Genomic DNA, 14,586 nt, shown 5'->3' with positions numbered 1-14,586 from the left:
AGGGGGAAAGTAAGGTAGCATCCGACACTACGCCGAACCGTGGTGGGCGACCTTCAACACGTCCGCCCGCAACTGGCCGGGGGCCGCCCGCGTCACCATCGCGTGCTGCTCCTCGGTCTCCGCGTCGCCGGCCAACAGGATCCGCACCCCAGCCACGGTGGCGCGCAGCACCAGCGAGTTGTTGTTCGGGTCGGACCTGGTTCCGGCCAACGGGTACGGCGGGCCGAGCACCAGCAGGTCGACCCCGCCCACCGGGTGACGAGCGCCGGCCACGGTGGTCAGCAGTGCGGCCCGCCCGCCGATGGCCACCGCCCGAACCAGGTCCCGACCGCTCTGCGGATCGCTGGACGACGGCGTCAGCACGGCACCCACCCGCCGTCCCCGGAACACCCCGGCCACCCCACCCACGTGGTCGGCGTGGAAGTGACTGATCACCAGCAGGGGCACCTCCCGTACGCCGAGCCGACGTAGGCAACCGTCGACCGCACCCGGTTCCGGCCCGGCGTCCACCACCACGGCCCGGCCGGGGCCGACCGGGAGCACCAGGGCGTCGCCCTGCCCCACCGCGCAGGCCACCACCACCCACCCGGTGGGCGGCCAGCCGGCGGCTACCAGTCGAACCGGCAGGGCACCCAGCACGGCGGCGACCCCGACCACGGCCACCAACCGGCGTACGAGTGGCCGGCGCACCGCGATCAGCAGCGCGACGGTCAGCCCGGTCAGCAGCAGGGCACCGGGCACCCCGCCCGGCCACGGCAGGGTGCCACCGGGCAGTCGGGCTCCGTGCCGGGCGATGACCACCAGCCACCAGGCCGGCCAACTCGCCAGCCACGCGACGTACTCGGCGCCGGCCGGCCAGAGTGGCGACACGATTGCCGCCAGCACACCCAGCACTGTCGCTGGCGCGATGGCCGGCACCGCCAGCAGGTTCGCCGGCACCGCCACCAGGCTCACAGTGCCGGAGATCCCGGCGACGACCGGGCCGCAGGCAAGTTGGGCAGCCGCCGGCACGGCCAACGCCTCGGCCAGCCCAGGCGGTACGCCTCGCCGACGCAGTCCGTCCCGCCATCGCGGCGCGAGCAGCAGCAGACCACCGGTGGCCAGCACGGAGAGGGCGAACCCGGGATCGCCGGCCAACTCGGGGTCGACGAGCACCAGCACCGTCACGGCGGCGGCCAGCGCGGGCAGCGCCGCCCGAGGTCGGCCGGCGGCGAGCGCGGCGAGCCCGATCGCTCCCATCGTGGCCGCCCGTACGACGCTCGGCGACGGGCGGACCAGAATGACGAACCCCACCAGCGCCACCCCACACAGTGCGGCGGCGAGCCACGGACCGGCGCGCGACCACCGGGCCAGCAACAGCACCGCACCCACCACGATCGCGACGTTGGAGCCGGAGACCGCATTGAGGTGGGTCATCCCGGTGGCCTGGAAGTCCGCCTCGACGGCGGGTGGGAGTCGGCTGGTGTCGCCCACCACCAGACCGGGCAGCAGCCCACCGGGGTCGTCGGGCAGCGGCGCGCAGGCCCGTTGCAGCCCGGTACGCAGCGTCCCGGCGGCGCGCTGCGCCCAGGACGGCTTGCCGTGCCGGTCCGGTGGGCCATTGGTGCTGAGCACCGCTGCGGTGAGGTCGCCTCCGCGCGGAACGCCGAGCCGCCCGTCGACGGTGAGGCGCTGCCCGGGCAGCAGGCCCCGCCACGCCGGGTCGGTCGCCAGCACGAGTAGCCGTACCGACGCGTGGATCCGTCGACCATCCGGGCCGGTCAGCCGGACCAGCTCGGTCGACACCAGCAGCATCCCCGGTCGCCCGGCGCTCCGGATCGGGCGCGGATCGTCGCGGACCACCAGGTCGACGGTCACCGGCGCGCGTTGCTCGGCGAGGGCACGGATCGCCGGCGCGTCGCGCACGGCGAGTTGGGCGGCGGTGACCGCACCCCCGCAGACCACACCGAGGCCGACCGCCACGGCCACCCACCCGTAGCGCAGCGCCACAGCTCGGGGACGGCCGAGGCCGCCGAGCAGGTGCACCGCACCGACTGCCGTCAGACCGGCCATCGCGCCGGCCACCAGCAGAATCACGCGGCTGCCGAGGTGCAGCCCGGCGAGCGCGGTGAGCCAGGCCGCCACGGCGAGCCCCGCCAGGCGCAGATCCGGCGGCTCCGACCGGGCCTCGCCAACCGGCGACCCGGCCCGAGCAGTCCCAGCCGGCGACACGGCCCGAGCAGTCCCAGCCGGCGACACGGCCCGAGCCGACACGGCGGACAGGGCGGGCTGGGGCCCACCGAGCTGCGGTGGATCAGCGGCGACGACGTGCTCGCTCATACCGTCACCAGGTCCTTGAGCTGCTCGTAACGGGCATCGCCGATCCCGTCGACCTGGCGTAGGTCGCCGACGGACTTGAACCCGCCGTGCTGATCCCGGTGGCTGAGGATCCGTTGGGCGAGCACCGGCCCCACGCCGGGCAGCGCGTCGAGCTGCGCCAGCGTCGCGGTGTTGAGGTTCAGCGGCCCGGCGGCGGGAGCCGCACCGCCCGCCGCGGGCCCGGCCGCACCGCCCGGCACCGGCGGTGGCGTCACACCGACCACGATCAGCTCACCGTCGGTGACCTTGCGGGCGGGGTTGAGCAGCGCCACGTCGACCCCCGGGAGCGCGCCGCCGGCCGCCTGCACCGCGTCGGCGAGCCGGGAGCCGGCCGGCAGGCGTACCAGACCGGGTTTTCGGACCTTGCCCGCGACCGCCAGCACCAGCTCGCCGGAGCTGGACGCGCTCGGGTCACCCGAGGGTGCTGCCGACGCGGCCTCGGTGACCAGCGGAGCGACCGGCTCCGACTGCGGCCGCGAGCGCCAGGCCCAACCGGCCGCGCCCAACACCACCACCACGGCGACGACCGCCAACGCCCGGACACCCCGCCGCCCGGGGTCGAACGCGCCCGGGCCGGGTAGCCGCGACCCCGGCCGGACCGCCGGGCCGTCCGCAGTCGGTTCCACGACCGGCAGGGAGCGCGGGGAGGACAACACGTCCGCCGGCAACGCACCGATCAGGGACGACGGGGGCACGCCCGCGAGCGGCGTCTCCGGCCGGGGCGGCGGTGCGACGACCGTCTCCGTGAGCCGGCGCAGGCGCAGGCGTACCGCTGTCTCCTCGTCGTGTGACACAGCGCGACGCTATGGCGGCGGCCCGGGCGGTGGACGGTCACCAGCGCGCCCTGTGGACAACCACCGCCACTGTGGACAACGCCCTGATCATGCGTTGATCTGCTATGCGTGAGGGAGAACGCGGAGCGTGGCCCGCGTTTCCCGGTCTGGTCATCGGCGCGCACATCGAGCGGACTACCCTCGCCGTATGCCCCACTCCCGCCGTCTGCGCATCGGCACGCGCAACTCTCCGATGGCACTCGCGCAGGTCGAGCGGGTCCGCGCGATGCTCGCCGACCGACACCCCGATCTCGTGGTGGACGTGACGTCAATGTCGACGAGCGGAGACCGCTGGCACGGTGACCTGGCCGCTCTGGGTGGCAAGGGCGCGTTCACCAAGGAGGTGGACGCCGCCCTGATCGCCGGCGACGTGGACCTGGCGGTGCACTGCGTCAAGGACGTCCCCGGAGACCGGCCGGCGCCGGCCGGCACGGTGATGGCCGCCTACCTGGCCCGTGACGACGTCCGGGACTGTCTCGTGCACCCGGGCGGGCTGCGGATAGACCAACTGCCCCCCGGTACCCGGATCGGCACCTCCGCCGTCCGGCGGGTGGCGCAACTGGCGCTGCACTGGCCGAACCTGGTGCCGGTGGCCATCCGGGGCAACGCGAACACCAGGCTCGCCAAACTCGACGCCGGGGACAGGTACGACGCACTGCTGCTCGCGGTCTCGGGGCTGGAGCGGATCGGGCAGGCCGCCCGCATCACCCACCCGATCGACGTCGACACGATGGTCCCGGCCGTCGGCTCCGGCACCCTGGTTCTGCAGTGCCGGGAAGACGACACCAGCACCCGCGACCTGGCAGTCAGCCTCGGCGACCCCCGGGCCTGGCGGGAGACCGTGGCGGAACGGACCATGCTGCACATCCTGCAGGGCAGCTGTCACTCCCCCATCGCCGCGCTTGCCCGCACCGAATCCGACGGACGCCTCGGCCTACGGGCGAGGGTGATCAGCGTCGACGGCAAGACGGTGCTCGACGTACACGAATGGGCGACGGACCCGATCACCCTCGGGACCTCGGTCGCCGCCGCCCTGCTCCGGCAGGGGGCCCGCGACCTGCTCGACCTGCCCGCGCACGACTGAAGCAGCGAGGCTGACGGCCGGTGCGGCGACAGCGCCCGACCGGCCGTCGGGCCTGCTACAGGTACGGGCGGGTGATGATCTCGATGGCGTGTCCCGCCGGATCGAAGAAGTAGAAGCCCCGTCCACCGTGCTCGGTATTGGTCTCGCCCTCCCGCTTCAGCTGCGGGTCGGCCCAGTACGTGATGCCACGCCCCTCGACGAACGCCAGGCACCGCACGAACAACTCATCGTCCACGAGGAACGCGTAGTGCTGCATCTGGATGTCCACCGGTGGCTCGGCGAACTGGAGCAGCACACCCTCGTCCAGCTGGATGTTGGCGAACGGTCCCCACGACGGTGCCTCCGGCAGCTCGAACAGCTCCCGGTAGAACGCGGCCGAGGCGCTCTTGTCCTTGCTGGCGATGATGGTGTGGTTGAACGTGACTGTCATCCGTACCGTCCTCTTCCCGGTCGATCCGAAGACCCGACCGGAAGCCCAGCAGCGTTCACCCACCTCGCAGATGACGAAGCCCCGAGGGCACCGACGCCCCGGATCCCACCCGAGAGACGCGTACGTCGCGTCGATCTCGGCGTGGTGGCTGAAGTAGCCAGAACCTCCGGGGGGTAGGCCCATCTGGGGCGCGTACGGAGGCTAACACAGCGGCGAAGAGCAGCGGCACGACGAGAACGGTCAGCGGGCCTCCGGGTCGAGGCCGAGCACGGCCCTCCCGCCGTCCACCGGCAGCGTCACTCCGTTGATGAAGCTCGCCGCGGGTGACAGCAGGTACGCGACCGCCTCGGCCACCTCGTCGGCCCGCCCGATGCGTCCCACCGGGTGAAGTCGGGTCAGCTCGGCGTCGATCCACTGGGCCCGGGCAGGCTCCTGGGTGGCGAGGAATGCGGCGTGCCGCTCGGTGGCGATCGAGCCGAGCGCTACCGCGTTGGCCCGGATGCCGTGCCGCCCGTACTCGACGGCCAACGCCCGGGTCAGCCCTTCCACCGCGGCCTTCGCCGTCGCGTACGGCAGGGCACCGGACACCGGTCGACGGGCCTGGTGCGACGAGACGTTGACGATCGCGCCGCCGGCCTCGCGGGCCAGGAAGCGGCGGACGGCGACCGCCGCGCCCACCACGGCGGGCCGCAGGTTCAACCCGATCAGCTCCAGTACCGTGTCGGCCGACGCGGCGTGCAGCGTGGCGTCGCGGAACACCGCTGCGTTGTTCACCCAGCCGGTCAGCGGCGCGGCGCGCTCCGCCAGTTCGGCGGCGTGCTCGGCCACCTGCTCGTCGGCGGCGTCGCCGACCACCGCGACGAGCCGGTCGGCGGCCGGATGGTGGGTCAACCAGTCGACCGCGTCGGCGTCGTGTTCCAGTACGACGACGGTGGCACCCATGGCCAGCAGCCGTTCCACCACGGCCCGGCCGACACCGCGACCGCCCCCGGTCACCACCTGCGCGGTGGACACCGCTCAGCCCTCCGGCCGGCGGTGGACGACCACGCAGGCCAGACCCGGCCCGGCGTGCGCGGCGACGACGGCGCCGGCCTCGGAGACGTACGTGTCGTGCAGCCGGTCGCCGAACCGCTCGGTCAGCGCGGCGCGCAACGCCTCGGCCCGTTGCGGCGCGGCCAGGTGGTGCACCCCGAGATCCACGTCGTCGCCGTCGGCGGCCTCGACGGCCAGGTCGACGAGACGGGCCACTCCCCGGCTGGCGGTGCGCACCTTCTCGCGCAGCACGATCGCCCCGTCCGGCATATGCATGATCGGCTTGACGGACAGCGCGGTGCCGACCAACGCCTCGGCGGCGTTGATCCGGCCGCCACGGCGGAGGAACTCCAGCGTGTCGACGTAGAACCAGACCGTGGTGCGGGCGATGGCGGCGAGCGCCGCGTCGCGTACCGCGGCAAGGTCGTGGCCGGCTTCGGCGGCGGTGGCGGCGGCGATGGCCGGGAAGCCCAGCCCCATGCCCGCCGAGCGGCTGTCCACCACCTCGACCCGGCCGTCCAGGTCGGCGGCGGCGAGCCGGGCGGCCTCCACCGTGCCGGACAGCGCGGCGGAGATGTGCACCGAGACGATCCCGTCGGCACCGGCGTCGAGCAGTCGGCGGTACGTGCGGGCGAACTGCTCGGGTGCCGGGCGGGAGGTGGTCGCGGAGACCCGGCGGGCGCTCAACGCCCGGGTGGCGTCGGCCGGCTGGGTCTCCACCCCCTCCAACCCTTCCGCGCCGTTGAGCACGACGGTCAACGGCACGACGGTCAGCCGGTGCGCCTGCACCAGCTCGGACGGAAGGTAGGCGGTGGAGTCGATGACAACCGCGACGGGCATGCCCGGCACGCTAGCCGATCGAGGGCGCGAACGCCGAGGCGCGAATGCTCAGACCGCGTCGACGGCGACCGGGGCGGTGATCAGGCCGACGTTGTGCGCCCGCAACTGCCAGCCACTGACGTCCTGCGGACGCCCGATGGCCGGCGCACGGCCGTCGTGCCGTAGCTCACTCCAGTGGCAGTTGGCCAACGAGCCGACGGAGCGCAGCACGCCGGTGTCCCAGCCGAGCAGATGACCCATGCCCTGCCGGGAGCCGCCACCGTGGGTGGCGATCACCACCGTGCCGCCGGCCGCGGCCTCGGCCGCCTCCCGCAGCGCGGCACCGACCCGCTCGCCGAGGTCGTGCAGGGACTCCAGATCCGCGCCCGGGTCCGGGTCGCCGGCCCGCCAGCGCGCGTACTCGTCGGGAAACCGCTCGGCGACCTCGGTGAGGTGCAGACCCTGCCACTGGCCGAAGTGCCGCTCGCGCAGCCGGGCGTCGGTGCGGACCGGCAGGCCGGTCAGCGCGGCGAGCGCGGCGGCGGTCTCCGCGGCGCGGCTCAGGTCGCTGGCCACGATGGCGTCGGGCCGCAGCGCCGCGAGCAGCGGCGCGGCGGCGCGAGCCTGGTCGCGACCACGCTCGTTGAGGGGTACGTCGAGCTGACCCTGGACACGGTTGGCGGCGTTCCAGTCGGTGTTGCCGTGCCGCCAGACGATCAGTCGGGTCATTCGGCTGCGGCGGACCCGCTGGCGTCGGCCTCGACCAGGTCGCGATCGACGAACGGGATGGTGGGGCAGTCCTTCCAGAGGCGGTCGAGCCCGTAGAACTCGCGCTCCTCGGTGTGCTGGACGTGCACCACGACGTCGACGTAGTCGAGCAGCACCCAGCGGCCACCCCGCTCGCCCTCGCGCCGCACCGGCTTCGCCTTCTCCGGCAGCTCCAGCAGGCTCTCCTCGATGGCGTCGACGATGGCCAGCACCTGACGCTCGTTGGGGGCGGCGGCGAGCACGAACGCGTCGGTGATGGCGAGCTGGTCGCCGACGTCGATGATCGTGATGTCCTGCGCCTTCTTGTCCGCGGCGGCCTGGGCGGCAGCGATAGCCAGCTCGTGAGCGCGTTCGGAAACTGTCACCGTTCTCCTTCGATCAGACGTGCGATCCTCCAAGCGTCTCACACCCGGCGGCACCCCGATCGTCCAGTTCTGGTCGGTTAGCGCCACGAAACTGGTCATAACGGGCGTGCTCAGCGCTGATAGAGGCTCCGCTTGGCGATGTACTGCACCACACCGTCCGGCACCAGGTACCAGACCGGCTCACCTCGGGCGACCCGGGCGCGGCAGTCGGTCGACGAGATGGACATCGCGGGCACCTGGATCAGGCTGACGGTGTCCGCCGGAAGGTGCTTGTCGCTCAGCGGGAAACCGGGCCGGGTCACGCCGACGAAGTGGGCCAACTCGAAGATCTCATCCAGGTCCTTCCAGGACAGGATGCGTTGCAGGGCGTCCGCCCCGGTGATGAAGAACAACTGCACCTTGGGCCCGTACTCGGCCTGAAGATCACGCAGGGTGTCGACCGTGTAGGTCGGCCCACTGCGGTCGATGTCGACCCGACTGACCTGGAAGCGGGGGTTGGAGGCGGTGGCGATCACCGTCATCAGGTAGCGGTCCTCGGCCGGGCTGACCGGCTCGTCGGCCTTCTGCCACGGCTGCCCGGTGGGCACGAAGACCACCTCGTCCAGGCCGAACCGGTCCGCCACCTCACTGGCCGCGACGAGGTGCCCGTGGTGGATCGGGTCGAAGGTGCCACCCATGATCCCGATCCGCCGGATATCTTCCTCCACCCGATGATCGTAGGCCGAGGGTCGTGACCGACCGTCCCGGCCCGCCCTCGCCGTACGTCACCTCACTCCAGCCCACGGTCCAGCGCGCCGCGACCACCCCGCCGCCGCACGGTGATCAGGTCGACAGCGGGGTGGTGATCAACTCAGCTTCCTGGAAGTCGGCGCATCCGGGAGGCTCGGACACCGCGAGTTCATGAGAACCGAGTCGATCAAGGAGGCGCCACCCGACGGATCAGACGGCGCGGCAGGCGCGCCGCGCGGCAGGCGCTCCGCGCGGCAGGCGCGCCGCGCGGCAGGGGTGCCGCACGGCAGGCGCGGGCAGCGGTCAGGCCGAGGCGGCGGCCACCGCCGTGCGGGCGACCAGCGCGCGACGCAGGTCGTCGTCGGCGTCGGTCACCACCCGGCGCAGGCCGGGCGTCAGGTCGTCGCGGGCCAGCAGCGCCGCGGCCGCCTCCCGAGTGGGCTGCGCCACGGCGTAGCGGGGGAACGCCAGGGCGGCCACCCGGTCGGCCGTCCACGGGGTACGCCGGTGCGCGGCGGCCGGCATCTCCGCGAAGTACCGATCGACGTACGCGGCGGTCAGGTCGGCCTGCTCGGGCTGCCAGAACCCCTCGGCTATCGCCTCCAGCAGCCGACCGGACAGGTCGGTGTCCCGCACGATGATCTCCCAGGCGGCCTGCTTCGCCGTTGGGTCGGGCAGGGCCGCCCGGCAGTGGGCGGCCCGTTCCGCGCCCGTGGCGCTGACGTCGGCGGCGGCCTCGATGGCGATCTCCGCCTCGCCGGCGGCCCCCAGCACCACCAGGCGACGCAGCACCGCCCAGCGCAACTCCGCGTCGACCTTCAGGCCGGCCGGCACGTCCCGGCCGGCGAGCCAACCGACCAGCAGATCCGCGTCGGTGGTCGCGGCGATCCAACCCCGTGCGGCGGCGAGCTGCAACGACTCCCCGGCCGGCGCGCCGTCGAGCAGCCGCTGGCACGTCCCCGCGACCCTGGCCAGCGCCGCGGAACGGGTCAGCGGGTCGAGGTAGCGGTCGACCAAAGACCGGCTGAGCGTCAGGACGTCCTCCGCGATGATCACCTCGGTCTCGGCGGGCAGCGCCGCGGCCATCAGGTCGACCAGGCCGGTGACCGGCCGTTCGCCGTCGGTTGTCGAGTCGAGTGCCTCGCGCCAGAGGACCGCCCGGGTCAGCGGATCGGTCAGAGCGGGCAGCACCTGCGGGACGACGTCCGCCGACGCCGGGTCGAGGCGTACTTTCGCGAAGGTGAGGTCACCGTCGTTGAGCAGCAACAACCGGGCCGCCGGCTCGCCGGTCAACGCACCGAGCACGGTACGACCCCCGTCGGCGTCGGGGTCGATGTCCACCTCGTCGCGCCGCGCTGCGCCGTCCAGCGAGTAGCGCCCCACACCGACCCGGTGCGGGCGCAGCACCGGGTACGACTCGGGCGCGGTCTGCACCACGGCCACCTCGCGGTAGCGACCGTCTGCGTCCACCTCGACCTCGGCACGCAGCGTGTTGACCTGCGGGCGGCGCAACCACAGCTCGGCCCAGTCGGACAGATCCCGTCCGCTGCTGGCGGAGAGGCTGGCCAGCAGGTCGGCGAGGGTGGCGTTGCCGAAGCGGTGTGCGGCGAAGTGCGCGTTCAGGCCGGCGAGGAAAGCCTCGTCGCCGAGCCACGCGACCAGCTGCCGCAGCACGCTGGCACCCTTGGCGTACGAGATGCCGTCGAAGTTGAGCAGGCCCGCCTCGGCATCGACGACCTCCGGCGGGGCGATCGGGTGGGTGGAGGGCCGCTGGTCGGCGGCGTAGCCCCAGGCCTTGCGCCGCATGGCGAAGGTCGTCCAGGCCTGGTCGAAGCGGGTCGCTTCGGCGGTGACCCGGGTGCCGAGGTACTCGGCGAAGGACTCGTTCAGCCACAGGTCGTCCCACCAGCGCATGGTGACCAGGTCACCGAACCACATGTGCGCCATCTCGTGGGCGATCGTGGTGGCCCGCTGCTCGCGCTCGGTGTCGGTGACCGCCGAACGGAACACATAGTCGTCGCGGAAGGTGACGATGCCCGGATTCTCCATCGCCCCCGCGTTGAACTCGGGCACGAACGCCTGGTCGTACTTGCCGAACGGGTAGCGCTCGGTGAAGAGCTGGTGGAACCGGTCCAGGCACTGCCGGGTGACGGTGAAGATCTCGTCGGCGTCGGCGTCCAGGTGCTCGGCGAGCGACCGGCGGCAGTAGATGCCCAGCGGCACGCCGTCGTGCTCGGCCCGCCGGACGTGGTACGGCCCGGCGATCAGCGAGAAGAAGTAGGTCGCCAGAGGCGCGCTCGGGGCGAACTCCCAACGCCCGGGGGCCGGGTTGGCAGCCAGCTCGGCGTTGCCCGTGACGATCCACTGCGACGGCGCGGTGACCGAGAGGGTGATCGGGGCCTTGAGGTCGGGCTGGTCGAAGGCGGCGAAGATGCGCTGTGCGTTGTCGAGGAAGGACGTGGCGTAGAGGTACGTCTCGCCGTCGGCCGGGTCGACGAAACGGTGCATCCCCTCCCCCGTCTTCGAGTACGCCATCTCGGCCTCGACGACGAGCGTGTTCTCCTCGGCCAGCCCGTCGAGCGGCAGCCGGTTGTCGGTGAGCAGGCCGGGGTCCAGGTCACGGTCGTTGAGGCGTACACCGTGCAGTGTGACGGGCCTGACCTCGACGAAGGTCGCGGCGCCGGGGGTGGCCCGGAACCGGATCTCGACGCGGGAGCGGAACAGGTCGCCGCCAGCGGTCAGGTCGAGGTCCACCTGATAGGACTCGACAGTAATCGCCGCGCCACGCGCGGTCGCCTCTACACGGGTCAGGCTCGGCATCCGCTTATCCTGCCCGATGGGGATCGGCACCCGGTCACCACACGACCCTCGGCACTGGAGGAAAGAACCATGGCGCAGCACCCCAAGGGCGACTTCGACCTCTCTCGGGCGGTCTGGCAGCGGGCCGAAGGGGACACCTCCGACAGCGCCGTCGAGGTCGCCTTCGTCGACGATCTGATCGGGATGCGCAACTCGGCCGAGCCGGACGGGCCGGTGCTGGTCTTCACCCAGGCCGAATGGGACGCCTTCGTGGCCGGCGCGCAGGACGGCGAGTTCGACCTGGACTGACCGTGCCCGCCGACCAGTCGGTGGCGGATCGCCGTGCCGGTGCCCGTGATCGGGACACCGGCACGGCCGCGCTGGCGGGCAGGCCGGCGCACCTCTGGGTCGGCCACCCGGGGCCGGTGCTCAACCATCGCCGGGGCCGTCGCCGTCGCCCCAACCGAGGCCACCCGGGCCCGGGGCATGGTGGAACCCGGGATGGTCGGCGACGTCGACGCAGCGCTCTCCGTCCGGGCCGACCGATCCGCAGAACAGCCGCTCGGCGCGCTGCCAGGCGTCCGCCGGTGACAGGGCCGCCGCACCGAGCGCCACCTCCGAGCGCAGCAGGCTCAACGCCTCCGCGTACGCCACCGCCAGCTCGCGCGCCTCGGCCGGGCCGGGCGCGGTGAAGCCCAGGTGCACCGTGAAGAACCGATGCGGACGGGTGGGCCGCCGAGGCGGCCCGATCAGGGACCGCCCGTCGCGGCCTCCGCCCAGTGCCCCGGCCACCCGCCGCTGCCGCCAGTGCGGCGCTCTGTTGTCGCGCATCCGCCCTCCCCGTGCTCGTTGCACCAGCAAACCAGGTTCCGCCGCCCCTGGGAGGGGCCAGCCGAGCGGGGTTCAGCGGCGACGACGGGGGTAAGCGCAGCCGCGAGCGCGACCAGCCGCGAGCGCGCGCGTGAGGAGACCCGATGGCGACCATGCCGGCCGACCGCAGCCCGGACAGCACCCTCGCAATGCGCCGCGCCGGCTACCGGTTCATCGGCGAGCGCTGCGAACGGTACGGCAGCGACGTCTTCACGACCCGGATCCTGCTCGCCCCGACCATCTGCCTGCGCGGCCGGCCGGCGGCGGAGTTGTTCTACGACAACGACCGCTTCCAGCGCGCCACCGCGATGCCGCTGCGAGTGCAGCGGACCCTGACCGGGAGGGGTGGGGTGCAGGGGCTGGACGGGCCGGAGCACGTCGACCGCAAGGCCATGTTCATGTCGATCATGACGCCGGCGGCGATCCAGCGGCTCGGTCAGCTCTTCGACGACGAGTGGCGGGCCCGCGTCGCAGCCTGGGAGCATGCCGGTCCGGTGTCGCTCTACGACGAGCTGGGTCGGCTGCTGACCCGGGTGGTCTGCGCCTGGGCCGGGGTGCCGCTGCCCGCGTCACAGGTCGAGCGCCGCGCCGTCGAGCTGCACGCCATGATCGAGGCCCCCGCCGTGCTGGGACCCCGACACTGGCGGGGACGGATCGCCCGGTACCGCGCCGAACGCTGGCTCGCCGACCTCATCGAACGGACCCGGGTCGGTTTCGCCCCGGCGCCGACCGGCAGCGCCCTGGCCGTGATCGCCGAACACCGCGACGGGCGCGGCGACCTCCTGCCCCGGCGGATCGCGGCGGTGGAGTTGCTCAACGTCCTGCGCCCGGTGGTCGCCATCGACCAGTACATCACCTTCGCCGCGCTCGCCCTGCACGACCATCCGGCCTGGCGGGAACGGGTCCGCGACGACGACGAGTCCACCGACCACTTCGTCCAGGAGGTACGCCGTCACTACCCGTTCTTTCCGATGGCGGCCGCCCGGGTCCGACGGTCCTTCGACTGGCAGGGCCACCACTTCCCGAAGGGTCGGCGGGTGCTGCTCGACCTCTACGGCACCAACCACCACCCGACGCTCTGGCCAGAACCGGAGCTGTTCCGCCCGGAGCGGTTCGCCGGCCGCCGGGTGGACCCGTACGAGCTGATCCCGCAGGGCGGCGGCGACCACTGGGCCGGGCACCGCTGTGCCGGCGAGTGGATCACCATCGACCTGATGAAACGGGCGGTCACCAACCTGACCACCACCATGCGCTACGACGTGCCGGTCCAGAACCTGGCCCTGGATCTGCACCGGATGCCCGCGCTGCCGCCTCTCGGGCTGACCCTCACCAACGTCCGCCACTCCTCCCGGACGGACGATGATCGTGCGTGGTCGAGGTGACCGGGCGGACTGAAGCGACCCGCCTACCGATGTCGTACGTGCTGCCGCTGCGCTGGCACACCGACACCGGGCTGACCGAGCTGACCGACTACCTGCGCTGGCTGGGTGACCGGGTGGAGGTGCTCGTGGTCGACGGCTCACCTCCGCCTCTCTTGGCCCGGCACGCCGAGGCGTGGCGGGGGCTGGTCCGGCACCTTCCACCGGATCCGGCTGAGGGTGGGCTCAACGGCAAGGTGCTGGGCGTACACACCGGCGTCCGCGCGGCCGGCCATCAGCACGTGGTGATCGCCGACGACGACGTCCGGTACGACGAGTCGGCGCTGACCGCGGTACACCGTCTGCTCGACAAGGCCGACCTGGTACGACCGCAGAACTACTTCGACCCGCTGCCCTGGCACGCCTGGTGGGACACCGGCCGTACCCTGCTCAACCGGGCGCTCGGAGCGGACTACCCGGGCACCCTCGCCGTGCGGCGCGGCACCTTCCTCGCCATGGGCGGGTACGACCCGGACGTGCTCTTCGAGAACCTGGAGCTGATCCGCACGGTGCGCGGGTACGGCGGCATCGAGGCGACTCCGGCCTGGCTGTACGTCCGCCGGCTGCCTCCCGACGCCGCGCATTTCCGTGGTCAACGGGTGCGTCAGGCGTACGACGATCTGGCTCAGCCGGCTCGCCTGCTGATCGCGCTCGCGGTGCTGCCGGCCGTGGCGGTCGCGTCGCGCCGCCCCCGGCTGTTGCTCGGCGCGGTGGCCGGTGTCGTCGCCCTGGCCGAGGTGGGCCGCCGCCGCGCGGGCGGCACCCGGGTGTTCCCGCCGGCCACGGCGCTGGCGGCCCCACTCTGGCTGCTGGAACGCGGTGTGTGCGGCTGGCTGGCGGTCACCCGACGCCTCCTGCTGGGCGGCGTCCGCTACGGCGACACCCGGATCCGCCGAGCCGCCAACCCCGCCCCGCGCACCCCACGAATGCCCGCGATCTTGCACTTTCGGTGGGGACATTACCGCCGGTAGGCACACAGAACCCCAGCCGAAACTGCAAGACGCTTCTATGTACGTGGTGATCGGTTCGGCTGGTTGCCGCTAGGTTCGGCGTCGATGATTGCTTGGGTGGCTCATTGCCG

General features: G+C 72.9%; 14 protein-coding genes and 1 pseudogene. 5 read left to right on the top strand and 10 right to left on the bottom strand.

From position 1 onward, the window contains the following. Positions 1-30: 30 nt before the first annotated feature. Together ACZ6NZ_RS29405 and ACZ6NZ_RS29400 are read right to left on the bottom strand one after the other, a co-directional pair. A pseudogene (locus tag ACZ6NZ_RS29405) lies at positions 31-2,319 on the bottom strand (ComEC/Rec2 family competence protein); the annotation flags it as partial. Then, positions 2,316-3,152, bottom strand: coding sequence for a ComEA family DNA-binding protein (locus ACZ6NZ_RS29400; RefSeq protein WP_465861150.1), 837 nt, complete (start codon positions 3,150-3,152; stop codon positions 2,316-2,318). The pseudogene ACZ6NZ_RS29405 and the gene ACZ6NZ_RS29400, both read right to left, overlap by 4 nt. 187 nt (positions 3,153-3,339) lie before the next feature. On the opposite strand from ACZ6NZ_RS29400, the gene hemC reads away from it, so the two are divergent. Then, positions 3,340-4,275: a hydroxymethylbilane synthase gene (gene hemC, locus ACZ6NZ_RS29395; protein ID WP_465861149.1), complete on the top strand. Its 936-nt coding sequence runs from the start codon at positions 3,340-3,342 to the stop codon at positions 4,273-4,275. Positions 4,276-4,330: 55 nt separating this feature from the next. Here the strand turns inward: hemC and ACZ6NZ_RS29390 are convergent, their stop codons facing one another. The 6 genes from ACZ6NZ_RS29390 to nadD all read right to left on the bottom strand — a co-directional run bounded on the left by ACZ6NZ_RS29390 (position 4,331) and on the right by nadD (position 8,396). After that, positions 4,331-4,705 (bottom strand): VOC family protein, encoded by a 375-nt coding sequence (locus ACZ6NZ_RS29390; RefSeq protein WP_465861148.1) that lies wholly within the window; start codon positions 4,703-4,705, stop codon positions 4,331-4,333. Between the two features lie 240 nt (positions 4,706-4,945). Further along, positions 4,946-5,719, bottom strand: coding sequence for an SDR family NAD(P)-dependent oxidoreductase (locus ACZ6NZ_RS29385; protein ID WP_465861147.1), 774 nt, complete (start codon positions 5,717-5,719; stop codon positions 4,946-4,948). Between the two features lie 3 nt (positions 5,720-5,722). Next, a complete protein-coding gene (locus tag ACZ6NZ_RS29380) occupies positions 5,723-6,577 on the bottom strand; it encodes a DegV family protein (RefSeq protein ID WP_465861146.1) in 855 nt (284 codons plus the stop codon). 48 nt (positions 6,578-6,625) lie between these two features. Next, positions 6,626-7,285, bottom strand: a complete 660-nt coding sequence (locus tag ACZ6NZ_RS29375) for a histidine phosphatase family protein (protein WP_465861145.1) — start codon at positions 7,283-7,285, stop codon at positions 6,626-6,628. After that, positions 7,282-7,689, bottom strand: a complete 408-nt coding sequence (rsfS, locus tag ACZ6NZ_RS29370) for a ribosome silencing factor (RefSeq protein WP_238670899.1) — start codon at positions 7,687-7,689, stop codon at positions 7,282-7,284. Before rsfS ends, ACZ6NZ_RS29375 begins: the two co-directional genes overlap by 4 nt. A 110-nt stretch (positions 7,690-7,799) precedes the next feature. Continuing rightward, the gene (gene nadD / locus ACZ6NZ_RS29365; protein WP_355009302.1) at positions 7,800-8,396 is read right to left on the bottom strand and encodes a nicotinate-nucleotide adenylyltransferase; all 597 of its coding nucleotides are present in this window, start codon (positions 8,394-8,396) and stop codon (positions 7,800-7,802) included. Between the two features lie 23 nt (positions 8,397-8,419). Between nadD and ACZ6NZ_RS29360 the strand changes: the two genes are divergently transcribed. Further along, the gene (locus ACZ6NZ_RS29360; protein ID WP_465861144.1) at positions 8,420-8,593 is read left to right on the top strand and encodes a hypothetical protein; all 174 of its coding nucleotides are present in this window, start codon (positions 8,420-8,422) and stop codon (positions 8,591-8,593) included. A 128-nt stretch (positions 8,594-8,721) separates the two neighbouring features. Here the strand turns inward: ACZ6NZ_RS29360 and pepN are convergent, their stop codons facing one another. Next, positions 8,722-11,238: an aminopeptidase N gene (gene pepN, locus ACZ6NZ_RS29355; RefSeq protein WP_465861143.1), complete on the bottom strand. Its 2,517-nt coding sequence runs from the start codon at positions 11,236-11,238 to the stop codon at positions 8,722-8,724. A 69-nt stretch (positions 11,239-11,307) separates the two neighbouring features. Here pepN and ACZ6NZ_RS29350 point away from each other — a divergent pair, with 69 nt between their 5' ends. Beyond that, positions 11,308-11,526, top strand: a complete 219-nt coding sequence (locus ACZ6NZ_RS29350; RefSeq protein ID WP_030336536.1) for a DUF397 domain-containing protein — start codon at positions 11,308-11,310, stop codon at positions 11,524-11,526. Between the two features lie 120 nt (positions 11,527-11,646). Here the strand turns inward: ACZ6NZ_RS29350 and ACZ6NZ_RS29345 are convergent, their stop codons facing one another. Then, positions 11,647-12,048, bottom strand: coding sequence for a hypothetical protein (locus tag ACZ6NZ_RS29345; protein WP_366611904.1), 402 nt, complete (start codon positions 12,046-12,048; stop codon positions 11,647-11,649). A 143-nt stretch (positions 12,049-12,191) separates the two neighbouring features. Between ACZ6NZ_RS29345 and ACZ6NZ_RS29340 the strand changes: the two genes are divergently transcribed. Continuing rightward, positions 12,192-13,469, top strand: a complete 1,278-nt coding sequence (locus ACZ6NZ_RS29340) for a cytochrome P450 (protein WP_465861142.1) — start codon at positions 12,192-12,194, stop codon at positions 13,467-13,469. After that, entirely contained in the window at positions 13,457-14,476 is a 1,020-nt protein-coding gene (locus ACZ6NZ_RS29335; protein ID WP_465861141.1) for a glycosyltransferase family 2 protein, read from the top strand. Before ACZ6NZ_RS29340 ends, ACZ6NZ_RS29335 begins: the two co-directional genes overlap by 13 nt. Positions 14,477-14,586: the final 110 nt, after the last annotated feature.

Source organism: Micromonospora sp. NPDC047756 (genome assembly GCF_055587245.1).
This window is presented reverse-complemented; position numbering and strand designations above follow the sequence as displayed.

Coding starts and splice junctions, on each gene's coding strand:
- hemC (WP_465861149.1), top strand. CDS start 3,340: ATGCCCCACTCCCGCCGTCTGCGCATCGGCACGCGCAACTCTCCGATG.
- ACZ6NZ_RS29390 (WP_465861148.1), bottom strand. CDS start 4,705: ATGACAGTCACGTTCAACCACACCATCATCGCCAGCAAGGACAAGAGC.
- ACZ6NZ_RS29380 (WP_465861146.1), bottom strand. CDS start 6,577: ATGCCCGTCGCGGTTGTCATCGACTCCACCGCCTACCTTCCGTCCGAG.
- ACZ6NZ_RS29375 (WP_465861145.1), bottom strand. CDS start 7,285: ATGACCCGACTGATCGTCTGGCGGCACGGCAACACCGACTGGAACGCC.
- pepN (WP_465861143.1), bottom strand. CDS start 11,238: ATGCCGAGCCTGACCCGTGTAGAGGCGACCGCGCGTGGCGCGGCGATT.
- ACZ6NZ_RS29350 (WP_030336536.1), top strand. CDS start 11,308: ATGGCGCAGCACCCCAAGGGCGACTTCGACCTCTCTCGGGCGGTCTGG.
- ACZ6NZ_RS29345 (WP_366611904.1), bottom strand. CDS start 12,048: ATGCGCGACAACAGAGCGCCGCACTGGCGGCAGCGGCGGGTGGCCGGG.
- ACZ6NZ_RS29340 (WP_465861142.1), top strand. CDS start 12,192: ATGGCGACCATGCCGGCCGACCGCAGCCCGGACAGCACCCTCGCAATG.